Raw genomic sequence first — 13,572 nt, 5'->3', positions numbered from 1 at the left:
CGAAATTGTTCTTAATGGGAGGTCATACTCATGAGTAAAAAGACAACAGTTATAGGAGTTATGGTAGCTTTATCTCTACTCACAGCCTGTTCAACTGGTAAACCTGCGGCTACTGTACCTGGTGATTCAGGCGGAACAGCAACAGCAGCCCCCTTGAAGGATGTCACGTTGAAAATTGGCTTACCCGGTGGTTATGACATCACTAGTCAGAAGATCATTACGAATTTTCAAGCTAAGTATCCGAACATTAAGCTGGAAATCGAGGAAACGCCTTGGGCGGATTTTGTCACGAAAATCGTTACTCGCATTGCAGGGAATAATCCCCCTGATCTGTGGCTGCAAGAAAATGCAGTTGTGCTTGGTTACGGCAAACGCGGGGTTGCTGAGAATCTTGAGCCGTACATCAAGCGCGATTTGAAGACCGACGACTATGTGAGTGCTCTTACATCCGCCAAATTAGATAACAAAATATACGGGATTCCGCACGGCATTAACCCAGGCGCGCTAGCCTTTAATAAGCAGATTTTTAAAGAGAATAACATTCCGTTACCAACAGACGACTGGACTTATAATGATATGATCGAAACCGCCAAGAAGTTGACGAAAGATACGAATGGTGATGGTAAACCGGATATTTATGGCTTCCAGGCAGGAAGCAATATCACATTAGGATGGCTTCCTTGGATGAGGGCATACGGCGGTTCCGCTCTCGATTCGACATTAACCAAATCAAATTTCACAGATTCCAAGTCGATTCAAGGACTGACGGCGTGGGCCGATACAATCAATAAGCTGAAAATCAGCCCTACGCGAGAAGCTGCAACTACTGGCAAATTTTTCGAAAATGGGAAAGTAGCTATGACATTTTTCCAGTACGCAACGCAAGTCTCTCTCAATAAAAATAAACCGGACCTTGATTGGGACACCGTCAAAATGCCCATCGGTATGGATGGCAAACGCTTCGTTCCGATGGTTGTGAACCAATGGATCGTTTATTCCAAGGCGAAGCCCGAAGTGAAAGAAGCCGCATGGACATTCCTCAAGTACTATTTGAGTGATGAGGGTCAAGGCTTGTTATCAGAAAGCGGCACAAGCTTGCCTGTTAAGAAAACAGCGCTGGCTGAACTCGAGAAATCTACTAGTAAACCGGTCAACAAGAAGGCTTATACGAAAGGAATTGAAGAAGCGGGGGGTACGCTGGATGAGAACGCGTCCTGGAATGAATGGCGTGCAGCTGCAGGTCCAATCTTGAACGATATTATGGATGGTAAGCGAACGCCGGAAGAAGGCGCTAAAGAAATTCAGCAGAAGGTCCAAGGCGTACTCGACGAAAACAAATAAACCGGATTGGACTTGAAAAGAGGTGCTCCGATGCGCAAACAAGGCTGGTGGGGCTTCGCCTTCACCGTACCATTTGTCCTGCAACTGCTGATTTTCTTCTTGTTTCCCTTCGTATTTTCACTCTATTTAACCTTTACGAAGTGGGATTTATTCAACCCGCCGCAATGGATTGGACTGCGTAATTGGAACCAATTCCTACATCTGAAAGTCTTCTGGCTTTCGATGCGCAACGTTGGTTATTTTGCTGTATTGTTCGTGCCGCTTCAGACGTTCACTGCACTCATTCTTGCGTATCTGCTCAATCAGCAGATTCGTGGCAAATCCTTGTTCCGGATGATTTACTTTCTCCCTGTGATCACGCCATGGGTCGCAGGGGGGATGATCTGGCTGTGGATTTATAATAATGAATACGGCTTGCTGAATTGGATTTTACATATACTGGGACTCCGACCTATCGATTGGATACGCAGTGGGAAATGGTGGTTAGTCATTGGTTCTATTGCACTTGTGAATATTTGGAAGGGTGCCGGGTATTCGATGGTCCTTATTTTGGCAGGCATGCAGAATATATCCGAAGAAATGCTAGAAGCGGCACGGATGGATGGAGCGACAGGGTGGACGTTGTTTACGAAAATAACGATGCCAATCGTGTCCCCAATGGTGTATATGGTCATGATCTTATCCACCATCTCTGCCTTCCACGCTTTTGATGTGTTTCTAGTCATGCTGGGTGACGTCATTTCTGTAGCTGACCGCAATATGGTGCCAAACATCTTGATTTACCGCGATTCCTTCCTGAATTTCAAAATGGGCAGTGCATCCGCGATGGCTTGGGGACTGTTCCTCGTTATTCTGGCTATTACCATTGTACAGAAGGTAACGGAAAAGAGGTGGGTGCATTATGAATAATTCCTACACCACTCTGAAAGTTACTGCTTATGCGATATTAGGAATCGGGTCCGTTCTCATGCTTGTGCCTTTCTTATATATGCTCTCGACATCATTGACAGCAGCAGGCTCGGAGTTAACCTTCCCTCCCAAATTGATTCCGGAACCGTTCGTTTGGAAAAATTATCAGCAGGTATGGATTGAGGTCAACTTCCTGCAGTTCACCATGAACAGCATCTTTGTCACGATCATGGATTTAATCGGAACCGTAGTATCCTGTGCGATCGTAGCCTACGGGTTAGCATTTTTCCAATTTCGCGGCAGGAACCTTATATTTATAGCCATGCTTGGCACGATGATGCTTCCCTCCCAAATCACCATGATCCCAACGTATTTTATATGGAAATCCGTCGGTGCGCTCGATACGTACTATCCGCTCATTCTGAGGAGCTTCCTCGGTGGGGCATTTGGCATCTTCCTGCTGCACCAATTCTATAAAACCTTGCCGAAGGAACTGTACGATGCGGCTTGGGTAGATGGAGCGAACCCTTGGAAAATCTTCTATAAGATCTATCTTCCTTTAGCGAAGCCTGCCTTGTCTGCACTTGCTGTTTTTACCTTCATCAGCGCTTGGAATAACACGTTAGAACCGCTAATTTACCTACAGGACAAACAGATGTTCACGCTGCCTCTAGGGCTCCTTTTTCTGAAAAACGAAGTTCAAAACCGTATGACGCTTGTTATGGCTGGTGCCGTCATCACCATTGTCCCCGTTCTTGTCGTCTTTTTATTTGCTCAAAAATATTTCGTCCAAGGAATCGCTTCAACGGGATTGAAAGGCTGACTTAACTGAACTCCAACTAATGACCCGAATGCGGGATAAGGAGAGTGACTACAGCTATGTCCAAACCATCTAACCAATCAAATGAAATGGAAGAAGCAGCTATTCCAGTAGACACAGAGGGAACAGCGGAGAGGAAAGGACAGAAGGAGCCATTAATTAGCCGAAGGAAATTGTTAGCTACGCTAGGAATAGGAGGAGTTGCTGCTGTTTCTAGCGGTTTATGGGGGGTTGCAGGTAAGTCTACTGTATTTGCCAGTGATCAATCCGTTACAAGTTCCGTTTACGGAGTGGCGATCGGAAAACGTAGAACTGAGTTGCTTGAGATCCTGGACATGAATTTCTGCGTCGCCGTCAAGTTGGAGGAGCTGAGGGTAGAACTCGAACCTGATCCGGCACTAGCTTATTACGTAACAAACGAGATGCAGGAGGGCTTCTTTCGTTATGACCCGAATGACAGTACATCTGTAGATAACACGGGAACCGTACTTGTGTCCACTAACGGCAAGCGGTTCAAACGGATCTATGGGGATACGCTGATTGCTTCCTGGTTCGGTACGAAAGGAGATGGCGTAACGAACGATACGTTGGCTTTGCAGATGGCGTTAAATACAGCATCTGGTCACAAGTTGTTTATTCCCAAGCAGCGAGCTGGCTTTTACTTAACGGGTCAATTGTTCATTCCAAGCCAAATTGCGATTGAAATAGAGCCGGGAACCATCCTACAAGCAGTAGACACGCTAAGCAAAGTAGGGCCTGTTTATGAACGATTAATTCGTATCAAAACTGTTAAAGACGTGTATATCAACGGCAATGGTTCCACGTTGCGTATGAACAAGGCGGCGTATACGACAGGCGAACAAGCCCATATCTTCGACATCAGCGGTTCAGAGAACGTTGTGCTCGAGAATATCAACGCCAACGACAGCGGCGGAGACGGATTTTACATCGGATATTTCGAATCGACCGTGGGCTTTTGCCGAAATATTGTGCTTCGTAACTGCCGTGCGGATAATAATCGAAGACAAGGGCTATCCGTTATTTCCGTAGATGGTCTCACGGTAGAGAACTGCCGCTTCTCCAACACGAAAGGGACAGCTCCGCAGAGCGGAGTAGATATTGAACCGAATGGCCAGCTTGATCTGCTCAAAAATATTCGATTCATTCAATGTGTGGCGGATGGAAATACAGGGCGAGGTTTCCTTGTCACTTTGTTGAAACCAACTGCTGCCAGTGAGCCTATTGATATCCTTTTTGAGAAGTGTAAAACGAAGGGGAATTCATTTGGTTTCTCCATGAACTACGGAGGAGATGCTGCCAAAGCCGTACAAGGCGAAATCAAACTGATCGATTGTATCGCTGAAAGCGAGCAGTTCGCTGGATTCTCGGATTTATCCTTCTCGGCTGATAGCGCAAAGCGTTCTTATACTCGCTGCCGGGCGATTAATTGTAACACGGTTAATCAGCCGGAGGACCCCTACGGTTATGGCTCCTCGTTCATCCTCACAACGGTGCCATCACAAGTTAGAACCGTCATCGGAAATGCCGTCTATATGGACTGCGAATCCGTTGATACACGCCAGGCTCCGCTGATTAAACGTGGATTCTCACTAAAGAAAAACAACTCCGAATTATTGCGGAACGTGGCCTATTTGGGCTGCAGCGTCAAAGGTGGAGGACAAAAGCTCTATTCGATAGCACCCACAGCCGAAGATATCTATGCGGCTAAACAACCGCTGCCTATTCAAGCTTATCCTTCTTCCGGATCTGTCACCTTCGATTACATAGGCTTCAAAATCACCAACGCAGGCGCATCTGGTGAGGTTAATCTGCTTCTGCCAACAGCTAAGGCAGCCGTCACTTATACTTTTTTTGTAGAAGCGCCGTATCGGCTAAATCTGCAAACACAACCAGGGAAGACGATTCTGTCACCAAATGGAGGAAAGACGCTCATTGGAACCGACGTGCAAGGCAATTCCATCGTACTGCTGGGTCGTTCAGATGGTCAGTGGGAAATTGTAAGTATGGTAGGGGATTGGCTGATATAGAATGTTGTGGTAAGATTTGACTAGACAATTGAATCGTATTGAACACTAGGGGTGCTGTAATAGCTGAGAAAGACTTTGGTCTTAACCCTTACACCTGATCTAGGTAATGCTAGCGAAGGGAAGTGGTTGTATGTCGTTTGGATTCCTATATCATAACGCAGCCGCTTTCTATCAGAAAGCGGTTTTTTGTTTTTGAGCTGCTAGGAGGAGATCATGTGGCAAGCTTGGCCAAGGAACTGGATGTAGTGATCCAGCAAGTAGAGAAGCGTCAAGCGGAGTTGATCCAGCTTGTAGAACGTTTGGTACGGTTCGAAACGCCTGCCCCCCCAGCCAGAAATACGGCTGAAGCCCAAGGGTTTATCGCTGAATTCCTTAGGGAAAGAGGCTTTCAGATCGATCAGTGGGAGGTGTATCCGGGAGACCCGAATGTCGTTGGTACCCTGAAAGGACAAGCACCTGAGTTGTATAAAAGTCTTATCATCAACGGTCATATCGATGTGGCTGAGGTGAGTTCGGATGAGCCTTGGGAAGCTGGACCCTTCACGCCAATTGTCCGCGACGGAGTGATCATAGGCCGGGGTGTGGCGGATATGAAGGGTGGTCTCGCGGGTGCGCTCTTTGCCATTCAACTACTGGGAGAAGCGGGCATCCGACTGCCAGGGGACCTCATCTTCCAATCGGTGATTGGGGAAGAGGTGGGGGAGGCAGGGACGCTCGAATGCTGCAAACGCGGGTACCGGGCGGACTTTGCGGTTGTCGTGGACACCAGTGATTTGCATCTCCAAGGACAAGGAGGTGTCATTACCGGATGGATCACGGTGAAGAGCCAACAAACCTGGCACGACGCCACTCGCAAAAGCATGATCCATGCAGGCGGCAAGCTGTTTGGGGCAAGCGCCATAGAGAAAATGATGAAAATTGTACATGGACTGCAAGAGCTGGAGCGGCACTGGGCCGTTATGAAGAGCTATCTCGGCTGTTCGCCAGGTACTACTACGATTAATCCTGCTGTTATCGAAGGCGGTAGACATGCGGCTTTTATAGCCGATGAGTGCCGTTTATGGATTACCGTCCATTTTTACCCGAACGAAACTTATGACGAAGTGATCCAAGAAATTGAAGCGCATATTGACCGGGTTGCGCAAAGCGATGTTTGGCTGAGAGAGCATCCTCCTATATTCACATGGGGCGGCTCATCCATGATCGAAGACCGCGGGGAGATCTTCCCTTCACTTGAGGTGGACCCAGAGCATCCTGGCGTGAAAGCTTTGAAAGCTTTCCATGAGCTCGTTATAGACAAACCGGCGATGATCGATGTCTCAGCGACTGTTACGGACGGCGGTTGGTTCGGTGATGCGGGAATTCCGGCTGTCATCTACGGACCTGGCCGTTTAGAACACGCGCATGCGGTCAATGAGCAGGTTTCCATCGCGCAATTGATCGATTTTACCAAAGTGATGCTGAAGTTCATTTATGAATGGTGCCGCACGGAACGATAAGGACTAACTAAATCCATAAAAAAGGGGATACGATTATGACTTTTTCTAAGCGTTTATATGAGCGATTGCAACCGGTATGGCGGAGAAATCACACCCATCCGTTTGTTCAGGAAATGGGCGAAGGCACACTGGATTTGGAGAAGTTTCGCTTTTATATGATTCAAGACTATGTATATTTAAAAGATTATGCCAAACTGTTCGCATTAGGAGCAGTAAAGTCGGACGATTTGGCGGTAATGGGCATGTTTGCCAGTCTGCTGGACGCGACATTGAATGAAGAAATGTCTCTTCACAGAGCGTATGCGGCTCGGTTCGGCATCACCGAGGAAGAGTTGGAACTGGCGAAACCATCACCTGTTACACTAGCTTACACGCATTATATGCTGCATACGGCGCAAAATGGATCGTTAGCTGAGCTAACTGCAGCGCTCCTTCCTTGCATGTGGAGTTATTCCGAAATTGGTAAAGAGCTAAGCCGATTACCTGGAGCCAGCGAACATTCCTATTATGGAGCTTGGATTAAGATGTACAGCTCGGAGGAGTTCGGGGGCTTAGCGCAGTGGTGTATCGGGCTGCTGGATCAGCTGACCGAAGGAAAGCCGGAATCCGAGTTGATTAGGCTGGAAGAGATATTTCTAAACACGACGCGATATGAATATTTGTTCTGGGAGATGGCTTATCGTATGGAAACTTGGCCTGACTAGCTAGCACTTGGAAAGTATGCAAGGAGATTGCCACGTGGCAATCTCCTTTTTTGTTCATCTGAGGCTTAACTAAAATTATATCTTGACTAACAGATATTCTAATATTAGAATAAATAACGTTATACAAAATATATATAGGGGTGTTTCGAATGCATATTTTATCCATCGTGCTTCAAATTATTTTAGGGATTGGATTTCTGCTATTTGGTTTCATGAAGTTCGGCAAACAGATGGTAGCAGAATTCAAGAGATATCGGCTATCGTCGGGAATGAGGATTTTTACGGGTTTAGTAGAAGTGCTATCAGCCGCTATCATTATTATTGGCATTTGGGTTAGTCCGTATGCCTTAGTTGGTGCTATTCTTATGGCAATCACCATGTTTGTTGCAGCTCTGGTCCACTTGGTTCGTGTGAAAGATCCCGTTGCTAAAGCAATGATGCCTATCATTCTGTTCATCCTAGCTGTTATTGTCATCATTTTGAACTGAAGTAAGGGATAAATAAGAGCAATCATCTATTCAATTTTCTTAAGCTTTTGTGCTGAAGCAGAAGACCTTCGATTTTTTCTAATTGAAATTCCTACAGAAGTCGAATATCCTTGTGTATAAGAAAGCAAGATAAGGTGGTTGAAGTATGACTGAACGCGATAAAGAGGGTAAAGAGCTTGATTTAAGGCTAATACGCGTCATAAGAAACATGGTGAAAGAATTGTATGGCAGCATGGAGCGCAGCATTGATAGCTATGACCTGAGTATCGAAACTTTCCAAATTCTTGAGTTTCTATACAATAAAGGTCCGCACCCTATACAGAAAATTAGTGACACCTTCTCGATTCCAAGTGGGAGTATCACTTATGTAGTAGATAAGCTTGAGAAGAAGGGGTACGTGGAGCGCCTTCCAATCCCTGGTGATCGTCGTAAAGTGAATGTAGCATTAACTGGAGAAGGACGGAGCTACTTTGATACTATTTTCCCGCATCATGTACAAGCGATCTCCGACAATTTGTCTTTTGTGACGGATGAAGAGAAGGTCGAACTCATTGTGCTGCTTAAGAAAATAGGGTATGGTATTAAGAATCGTCAAAGCGATGCAAAAGAACATGAGGCTGAAAATGATTGAGATCCAATAGTATGACGTAAAAAGGCGGCCCTCACTCCAGAAGGAATGGGGATCGCCTTTTCCTTTGGCAAAAATTTATCCTATTATTATAATATCTAATGTTATATTATATAAGTATACTATAGGTGGGGAGAGATTAGAATGAATATTCAGGTTCTTGGTCCAGAGTTTCAAGGGAAAGAATCATTTGACGGAGGGAAAATTTTCGCGCAGAAACCGCTAGGTTTTTCTGGTCAAGGAGCTGCCACCGTTCGGCTTGGCCCTCTTTTTTATTGGGCATGGGGTCAGGCGCTTAAGGAAGGCGGCATCGGCTTTCATCCTCATAAGGGCTTTGAGATTCTTAGTTACGGTATAAGCGGTAAAGGTACTCACCGCGACACACTCGGCACCGAGAGTACGCTCGAATCAGGTGACGTTCAATTGATGCAAACAGGATCGGGCATGCAGCACGCTGAGAACGTCACCCCGGGGTATGAAGGCTTTCAAATCTGGCTGGAACCCTATCTCGATGATGCATTGAATCGCAAACCGATATATACCTTTTTCCAAAACGAAGATTTCCCTCGAAATTCCCAGGGGGGTATTAACGTGAAGACGATAGTAGGGGAAGGTTCTCCCATTCAAAAACTCGTAACCGACGTAAAAATGTACGATATCGAAGTTGAAGTTGGGGCAACTTACGTTCACCGACTTATGCCAAACCGTACATTCGCAGCATTAGCGTTTCGCGGGGAGACGGGTGCCATATGGACAACAGAAGCAAATCGTGTTTCCTTTAAAAATAAAGACTTTTCGATCGTACAAACCGAAGGAGAAGTAGAAGTGAATGTTCGCGCTGAAGGTGAGAAGCTCCGAATGTTTATCATTGAAATCCCGACGAATGTCGAATATCCTTTGTATAATAAAGCAAGATAAGAATAAGGGACGGAGTAGCAGCGATGTTACTCTGTCTTTTTTTGCTAACCGCCTACTGCTCTGTAAGGACATTCGTATAGGTTTTCCTCGATTCGGAATAATAGCATTGATTGTGTTAACTAGGGGGATCGTGCATGGGCTGGTTAAAATTAGGGAAATTCAGTACACACAAATATCCTCCTAGTATGAAAAATTCTTTGCTGGAGGAAGACAATCATACCCAATTCTCAGCAGATATCGAGCAAAACGAAAAGTTGTTGCAAGAAACATTTCAAGATTGTGCTGACCTGGCATACAGAAGGATCGCTGTTGACCAGAACATGCATTGGCTCATTGTTTACATAGATAACTTGATCGATAAAAAAACACTTGAAGAGAATGTAATAAAACCATTGTTAACGAGCGTAACAAGTGATACATATCCGAAAGAATTTGGGGATCTGAAAAGTGAGATGATCTCTATTGGTACCACGAGTCGCACGACAAAAGTATCTGAAGTCATTAGTAACATCCTAGAAGGTCATGCTGCTATTCTTACGATGGGCAGCAGTATTGTGACGACAGTTTCCATTCTTGGTACATCCAAGAGAAGCATTGACGAAGCGTCATCCGAGCCCGTTATCCGCGGTCCAAGGGATGGATTCATTGAAGATATTTCTACTAATGTTAGTTTGATTCGCTCCAGACTCAAAACTTCAAAGCTCAAAATTGAATATATAACTCTAGGCGAGCTTTCCAAGACTCGAATCGCCATTACCTACCTCAAAGGGATTGCACTCGAAACCGTTGTTGACGAAGTAAAAGCAAGACTGAAGCCAATAAAGCTGGATGGTGTCCTTGACTCAGGGTATATTGAAGAGTTTATTGAGGATCAACCTTATTCACCATTTCCCCAAGTCCATAGCACAGAACGCCCAGATGTCGTGGTTGCTGAATTACTTGAAGGTAAAGTAGCCATTCTTGTTGACACAACCCCTTTTGTAATCGTGGTACCGATGACATTCTGGACAGGACTCCAGGCGAGTGAAGATTATTATATTCGTTGGCCAATCGCTACCTTTGTACGTTGGATACGATTCCTCTTTATCATTTTTGCTATATTTGCTCCAGCCATGTACGTAGCTATTACAACCTTCCACCAGGAGATGATCCCCACTAATCTCGTGCTGAGTATTGCCTCTTCACGGGATGCTGTTCCCTTTCCAGCGATGATTGAAGCTTTATTAATTGAAATCATATTTGAAGCACTAAGAGAAGCTGGAATTCGTCTACCTAAACAGATTGGCCAAGCGATCAGTATTGTTGGGGGTTTAGTCATTGGTCAAGCCGCGGTTCAAGCAGGATTCATATCTGCTCCTGTCGTCATTATCGTGTCCATTACGGGGATTTCTGCGTTTACGATTCCTCGATACAGCTTCGCAAATGGGATCCGTTTACTTCGTTTTCCAATGTTATTCTTAGCTGGTACGTTAGGCCTCTATGGCATTGTTCTGGGACTTCTAGCCATTATGCTGCATGTGACCAACCTTCGTTCCTTCGGGAGTCTTTATTTTTCGCCAATTGCTCCTCTTAAGCTTTCGGCTCTGAAGGATGTCCTAATCCGGATACCGATTTGGGCGAAATTCCGCCCTTCACTAAGACCTAATCAAGAGGGGGAGCAGAAGTAACCATTCAGAGATTGAGGCGACACATGGATTGGGGGGAATGAGATGAGAATACCAAAATATATCATTCTTCTAGTACTCATCTTCATTAGCGGGTGTTGGGATCGTACGGAAATGAATGATATTGCCTTTGTTACGGCTACTGCGCTAGACCTAGCGGATAATGGGAACATCATATGTTATCTGCAAATCGCTGCGCCTTCCTCTTCCAAAGGTGGAATGAGTGGTGGAGAGAGCAGTAATAATCAAAATTCTTATGTGATATTCGCAGAAGGAGAAACGGGTAATGAAGTTCATCAAAAGCTGCAAAAGAAAAGCTCACATAGTTTGTTTTACTCTCACCGCAGTGTTGTGTTTATTAGTGAACGCTTAGCGAGACATGGGACTGATGGTTTATTGGATATCTTTACGCATGACCCAAGAAATCGTTTGAAAGCCTATATCATGGTTGTGAAAGACGGCGATGGGAAAAACGATCAGAAGATGGAGTCTCTTTTAAAGCAAATCCCAAGTGAAGTGTCCAAAGAATTGCAACTTTCGGGAGATGATGTAGCCGTAACCTTGCGAGATTTTTTTATTTCATCTGATAGTGAAGGGGTTAACCCTGTTGTAGGCTTAATTGAACCTGAGCTCGGCTCTAATCAGACGCATAAGCAGATATATAGGGTTGCAGGCGCCGCTTTTTTTAAAGGTTACAAATTATCCGGTTTATTAGATATTAACGAAACATTCGCATTCATGTGGGTGACTGACAAACTGAAGTACGGCACAATCACGGCAAAAGTACCTCAAAGTTCTGGGGAAGTCGGGATGATGCTAATCCATACCAAAGGTAAAATAATTACGCAAACGGAGCAGGAGTCCGTTCATTTTAAAATCAAGCTGGAGGGTCAAGGAAGTTTGGTTGAGAACACTTCCTCGCTGGATATCAATGATCCAAACAATATGAAACTAATTAAGAAGGCGCTGGAAGATACAGCCAAAAAACAAGTTCAAGATTTGGTATCTAAAATCCAAAAGAAATATAAAGTTGATAGCGTGGGCTTCGGCCAAGAAATTTATAAGAATAGCCCTAACAAGTGGGCTCTTTTGAAGAGTGAATGGGATACGCAATTTCCTGAGGCAGATATATCAATCGAAGTTCATTTAAAGTTAAAAGGAGCGGGAATGGTACATTCTTCCTTCTATGAATAGGAGATTCTAGAATGATCTTACTAATAGTGATACATATTATTGTGATGTTCGGCTGGACTTTCTATAAAGTTCAGACATTTATGACGAAAAACCAGCCGAAAACAGCTGGTATTTATAGTTGCTTAATGGGGATATGTACAATCCTAGGCATATTAATGCTAGCCCATATTGATATTTCAAGCACAACAGTTCCAATAAGTATTATTTTTCAGCCGATTGGTAATTTTTTTCTAAAACACTGAATGTTAACGCATGAACTTCTTCCAGCGCCTCTTCGTTGTATCAATCAGGAGTAAGGCTAGGGGCAATAAGAAATGTGAAAATAAGGCATAGCTAGGGTACGTATAATTAAGATAGTTTGACAAGTCTGTTGAATAATTGACAAAGACTGAAATCGAACCAATCACTGATAAAATCGTTATGGGGATTATAAAGTCCTTATAATTTTTAATGTTAAAAAGATGACCTAAACTTAGACATATGACAAAAAACGTCAGAGATATTTTAATAAAACACCCCATAACCCATATGGCTACCGCCAAAGCCTCTAAGCGCTCAAAGCTACCTTTTAAACCAATATACTGAATGACACTGAGTACTGGAAAAGTCAATTTTTTCGTTAACGGTCCAAAGACCATAATCAGCGGTAAAATGGTAATGGCGAGAAGGCCAGAGATAATAAACAACGAAACGAACGAAGCTTTGGTTGCTTTATTCGGTTGATTCAAAAATGGAAGAAGCCACCCCAATATAAAAAATTGACTTAAGTAAGCTGTCGGGAAAAAGGACCCTTGAAGGACGGGAACAATTCCTTTGCTCAGTATTGGACGGAGCCGCTCCGGATCTGACTCCGAGAGCATGAGGATCAAGAGGGGAATCAACAAAACAAGAATGAGCAAGGAGAGAGACTCATTACATCTTGCGATAGCTTCTATCCCCATATAGACGGCTATCCCGCATAAGATTGCTAGCGTCAGACTGATAACGATGGAAGGAGTTCTCATGAGCAGCACCGTATTGATAAACTGTACGTGCTGATTCAGAATGATGAAATCAAAATTAATCCAGTAATAAATATAATAAAAGCCTATGCATCTACCCGGCCATTTACCAAGGATTTGACAGCTGTACTGAATAATCGTTTGACCCGGGTAACGTTTCGATAAAGTTGTCATCACCCAGATACTTAATGCTCCGATCATAATCGCAGGAAAAATCGTTATCCAAGCATCTTGCTTTGAGATTGCTGCCATCAAGCCCGGTATGATAAGAATGACCGTAGGGGCTATAAAAGAAAAAATTAATAAGCTTAATTGAGTTCCTGTTATTTTTTCAGTGGACTCCATTGGTGTGCTCCTT

The 13,572-nt window shown here is 44.4% G+C and carries 12 protein-coding genes and 1 riboswitch; of the genes, 11 read left to right on the top strand and 1 reads right to left on the bottom strand.

The annotated features are described in order from the left end of the window. Positions 1–30 precede the first annotated feature (30 nt). The 11 genes from AC58VC_RS08160 to AC58VC_RS08110 all read left to right on the top strand — a co-directional run bounded on the left by AC58VC_RS08160 (position 31) and on the right by AC58VC_RS08110 (position 12,213). Positions 31–1,341, top strand: coding sequence for an ABC transporter substrate-binding protein (locus AC58VC_RS08160; protein WP_497368338.1), 1,311 nt, complete (start codon positions 31–33; stop codon positions 1,339–1,341). Between the two features lie 6 nt (positions 1,342–1,347). Next, positions 1,348–2,250 (top strand): carbohydrate ABC transporter permease, encoded by a 903-nt coding sequence (locus AC58VC_RS08155; RefSeq protein ID WP_497368337.1) that lies wholly within the window; start codon positions 1,348–1,350, stop codon positions 2,248–2,250. Beyond that, the gene (locus tag AC58VC_RS08150) at positions 2,243–3,073 is read left to right on the top strand and encodes a carbohydrate ABC transporter permease (RefSeq protein WP_497368336.1); all 831 of its coding nucleotides are present in this window, start codon (positions 2,243–2,245) and stop codon (positions 3,071–3,073) included. The genes AC58VC_RS08155 and AC58VC_RS08150 overlap by 8 nt, the downstream gene beginning before the upstream one ends. Positions 3,074–3,129: 56 nt before the next feature. Continuing rightward, a complete protein-coding gene (locus AC58VC_RS08145) occupies positions 3,130–5,118 on the top strand; it encodes a putative phage tail protein (RefSeq protein ID WP_497368335.1) in 1,989 nt (662 codons plus the stop codon). A gap of 37 nt (positions 5,119–5,155) precedes the next feature. Beyond that, positions 5,156–5,256: riboswitch (TPP riboswitch) on the top strand. Positions 5,257–5,354: 98 nt separating this feature from the next. After that, on the top strand, positions 5,355–6,617 hold the full coding sequence (locus AC58VC_RS08140) for an acetylornithine deacetylase (RefSeq protein WP_497368995.1): 1,263 nt from the start codon (positions 5,355–5,357) through the stop codon (positions 6,615–6,617). A 35-nt stretch (positions 6,618–6,652) separates the two neighbouring features. After that, positions 6,653–7,321, top strand: coding sequence for a thiaminase II (gene tenA, locus AC58VC_RS08135; RefSeq protein ID WP_497368334.1), 669 nt, complete (start codon positions 6,653–6,655; stop codon positions 7,319–7,321). A 149-nt stretch (positions 7,322–7,470) separates the two neighbouring features. Further along, positions 7,471–7,809 carry a DoxX family protein gene (locus AC58VC_RS08130; protein ID WP_497368333.1) on the top strand — a complete coding sequence of 113 codons (339 nt, stop codon included), beginning with the start codon at positions 7,471–7,473 and terminating at the stop codon, positions 7,807–7,809. Between the two features lie 145 nt (positions 7,810–7,954). Then, positions 7,955–8,440 carry a MarR family winged helix-turn-helix transcriptional regulator gene (locus AC58VC_RS08125; protein WP_497368332.1) on the top strand — a complete coding sequence of 162 codons (486 nt, stop codon included), beginning with the start codon at positions 7,955–7,957 and terminating at the stop codon, positions 8,438–8,440. A gap of 141 nt (positions 8,441–8,581) precedes the next feature. Then, positions 8,582–9,355, top strand: a complete 774-nt coding sequence (locus tag AC58VC_RS08120) for a pirin family protein (protein WP_497368331.1) — start codon at positions 8,582–8,584, stop codon at positions 9,353–9,355. Between the two features lie 134 nt (positions 9,356–9,489). Beyond that, entirely contained in the window at positions 9,490–11,022 is a 1,533-nt protein-coding gene (locus tag AC58VC_RS08115; RefSeq protein WP_497368330.1) for a spore germination protein, read from the top strand. A 42-nt stretch (positions 11,023–11,064) separates the two neighbouring features. Further along, a complete protein-coding gene (locus AC58VC_RS08110; RefSeq protein ID WP_497368329.1) occupies positions 11,065–12,213 on the top strand; it encodes a Ger(x)C family spore germination protein in 1,149 nt (382 codons plus the stop codon). A gap of 245 nt (positions 12,214–12,458) precedes the next feature. On the opposite strand, the gene AC58VC_RS08105 is transcribed toward AC58VC_RS08110, so the two are convergent. After that, entirely contained in the window at positions 12,459–13,559 is a 1,101-nt protein-coding gene (locus AC58VC_RS08105) for a GerAB/ArcD/ProY family transporter (protein WP_497368328.1), read from the bottom strand. Between the last annotated feature and the right edge of the window lie 13 nt (positions 13,560–13,572).

The organism is Paenibacillus sp. J22R67 (genome assembly GCF_059692175.1).
This window is presented reverse-complemented; position numbering and strand designations above follow the sequence as displayed.

Excerpts from the sequence above, each read along its gene's own strand:
- AC58VC_RS08130 (WP_497368333.1), top strand. The coding sequence starts at position 7,471 with ATGCATATTTTATCCATCGTGCTTCAAATTATTTTAGGGATTGGATTT.
- AC58VC_RS08150 (WP_497368336.1), top strand. The coding sequence starts at position 2,243 with ATGAATAATTCCTACACCACTCTGAAAGTTACTGCTTATGCGATATTA.
- AC58VC_RS08120 (WP_497368331.1), top strand. The coding sequence starts at position 8,582 with ATGAATATTCAGGTTCTTGGTCCAGAGTTTCAAGGGAAAGAATCATTT.
- AC58VC_RS08105 (WP_497368328.1), bottom strand. The coding sequence starts at position 13,559 with ATGGAGTCCACTGAAAAAATAACAGGAACTCAATTAAGCTTATTAATT.
- AC58VC_RS08145 (WP_497368335.1), top strand. The coding sequence starts at position 3,130 with ATGTCCAAACCATCTAACCAATCAAATGAAATGGAAGAAGCAGCTATT.
- AC58VC_RS08125 (WP_497368332.1), top strand. The coding sequence starts at position 7,955 with ATGACTGAACGCGATAAAGAGGGTAAAGAGCTTGATTTAAGGCTAATA.
- tenA (WP_497368334.1), top strand. The coding sequence starts at position 6,653 with ATGACTTTTTCTAAGCGTTTATATGAGCGATTGCAACCGGTATGGCGG.
- AC58VC_RS08110 (WP_497368329.1), top strand. The coding sequence starts at position 11,065 with ATGAGAATACCAAAATATATCATTCTTCTAGTACTCATCTTCATTAGC.
- AC58VC_RS08115 (WP_497368330.1), top strand. The coding sequence starts at position 9,490 with ATGGGCTGGTTAAAATTAGGGAAATTCAGTACACACAAATATCCTCCT.
- AC58VC_RS08160 (WP_497368338.1), top strand. The coding sequence starts at position 31 with ATGAGTAAAAAGACAACAGTTATAGGAGTTATGGTAGCTTTATCTCTA.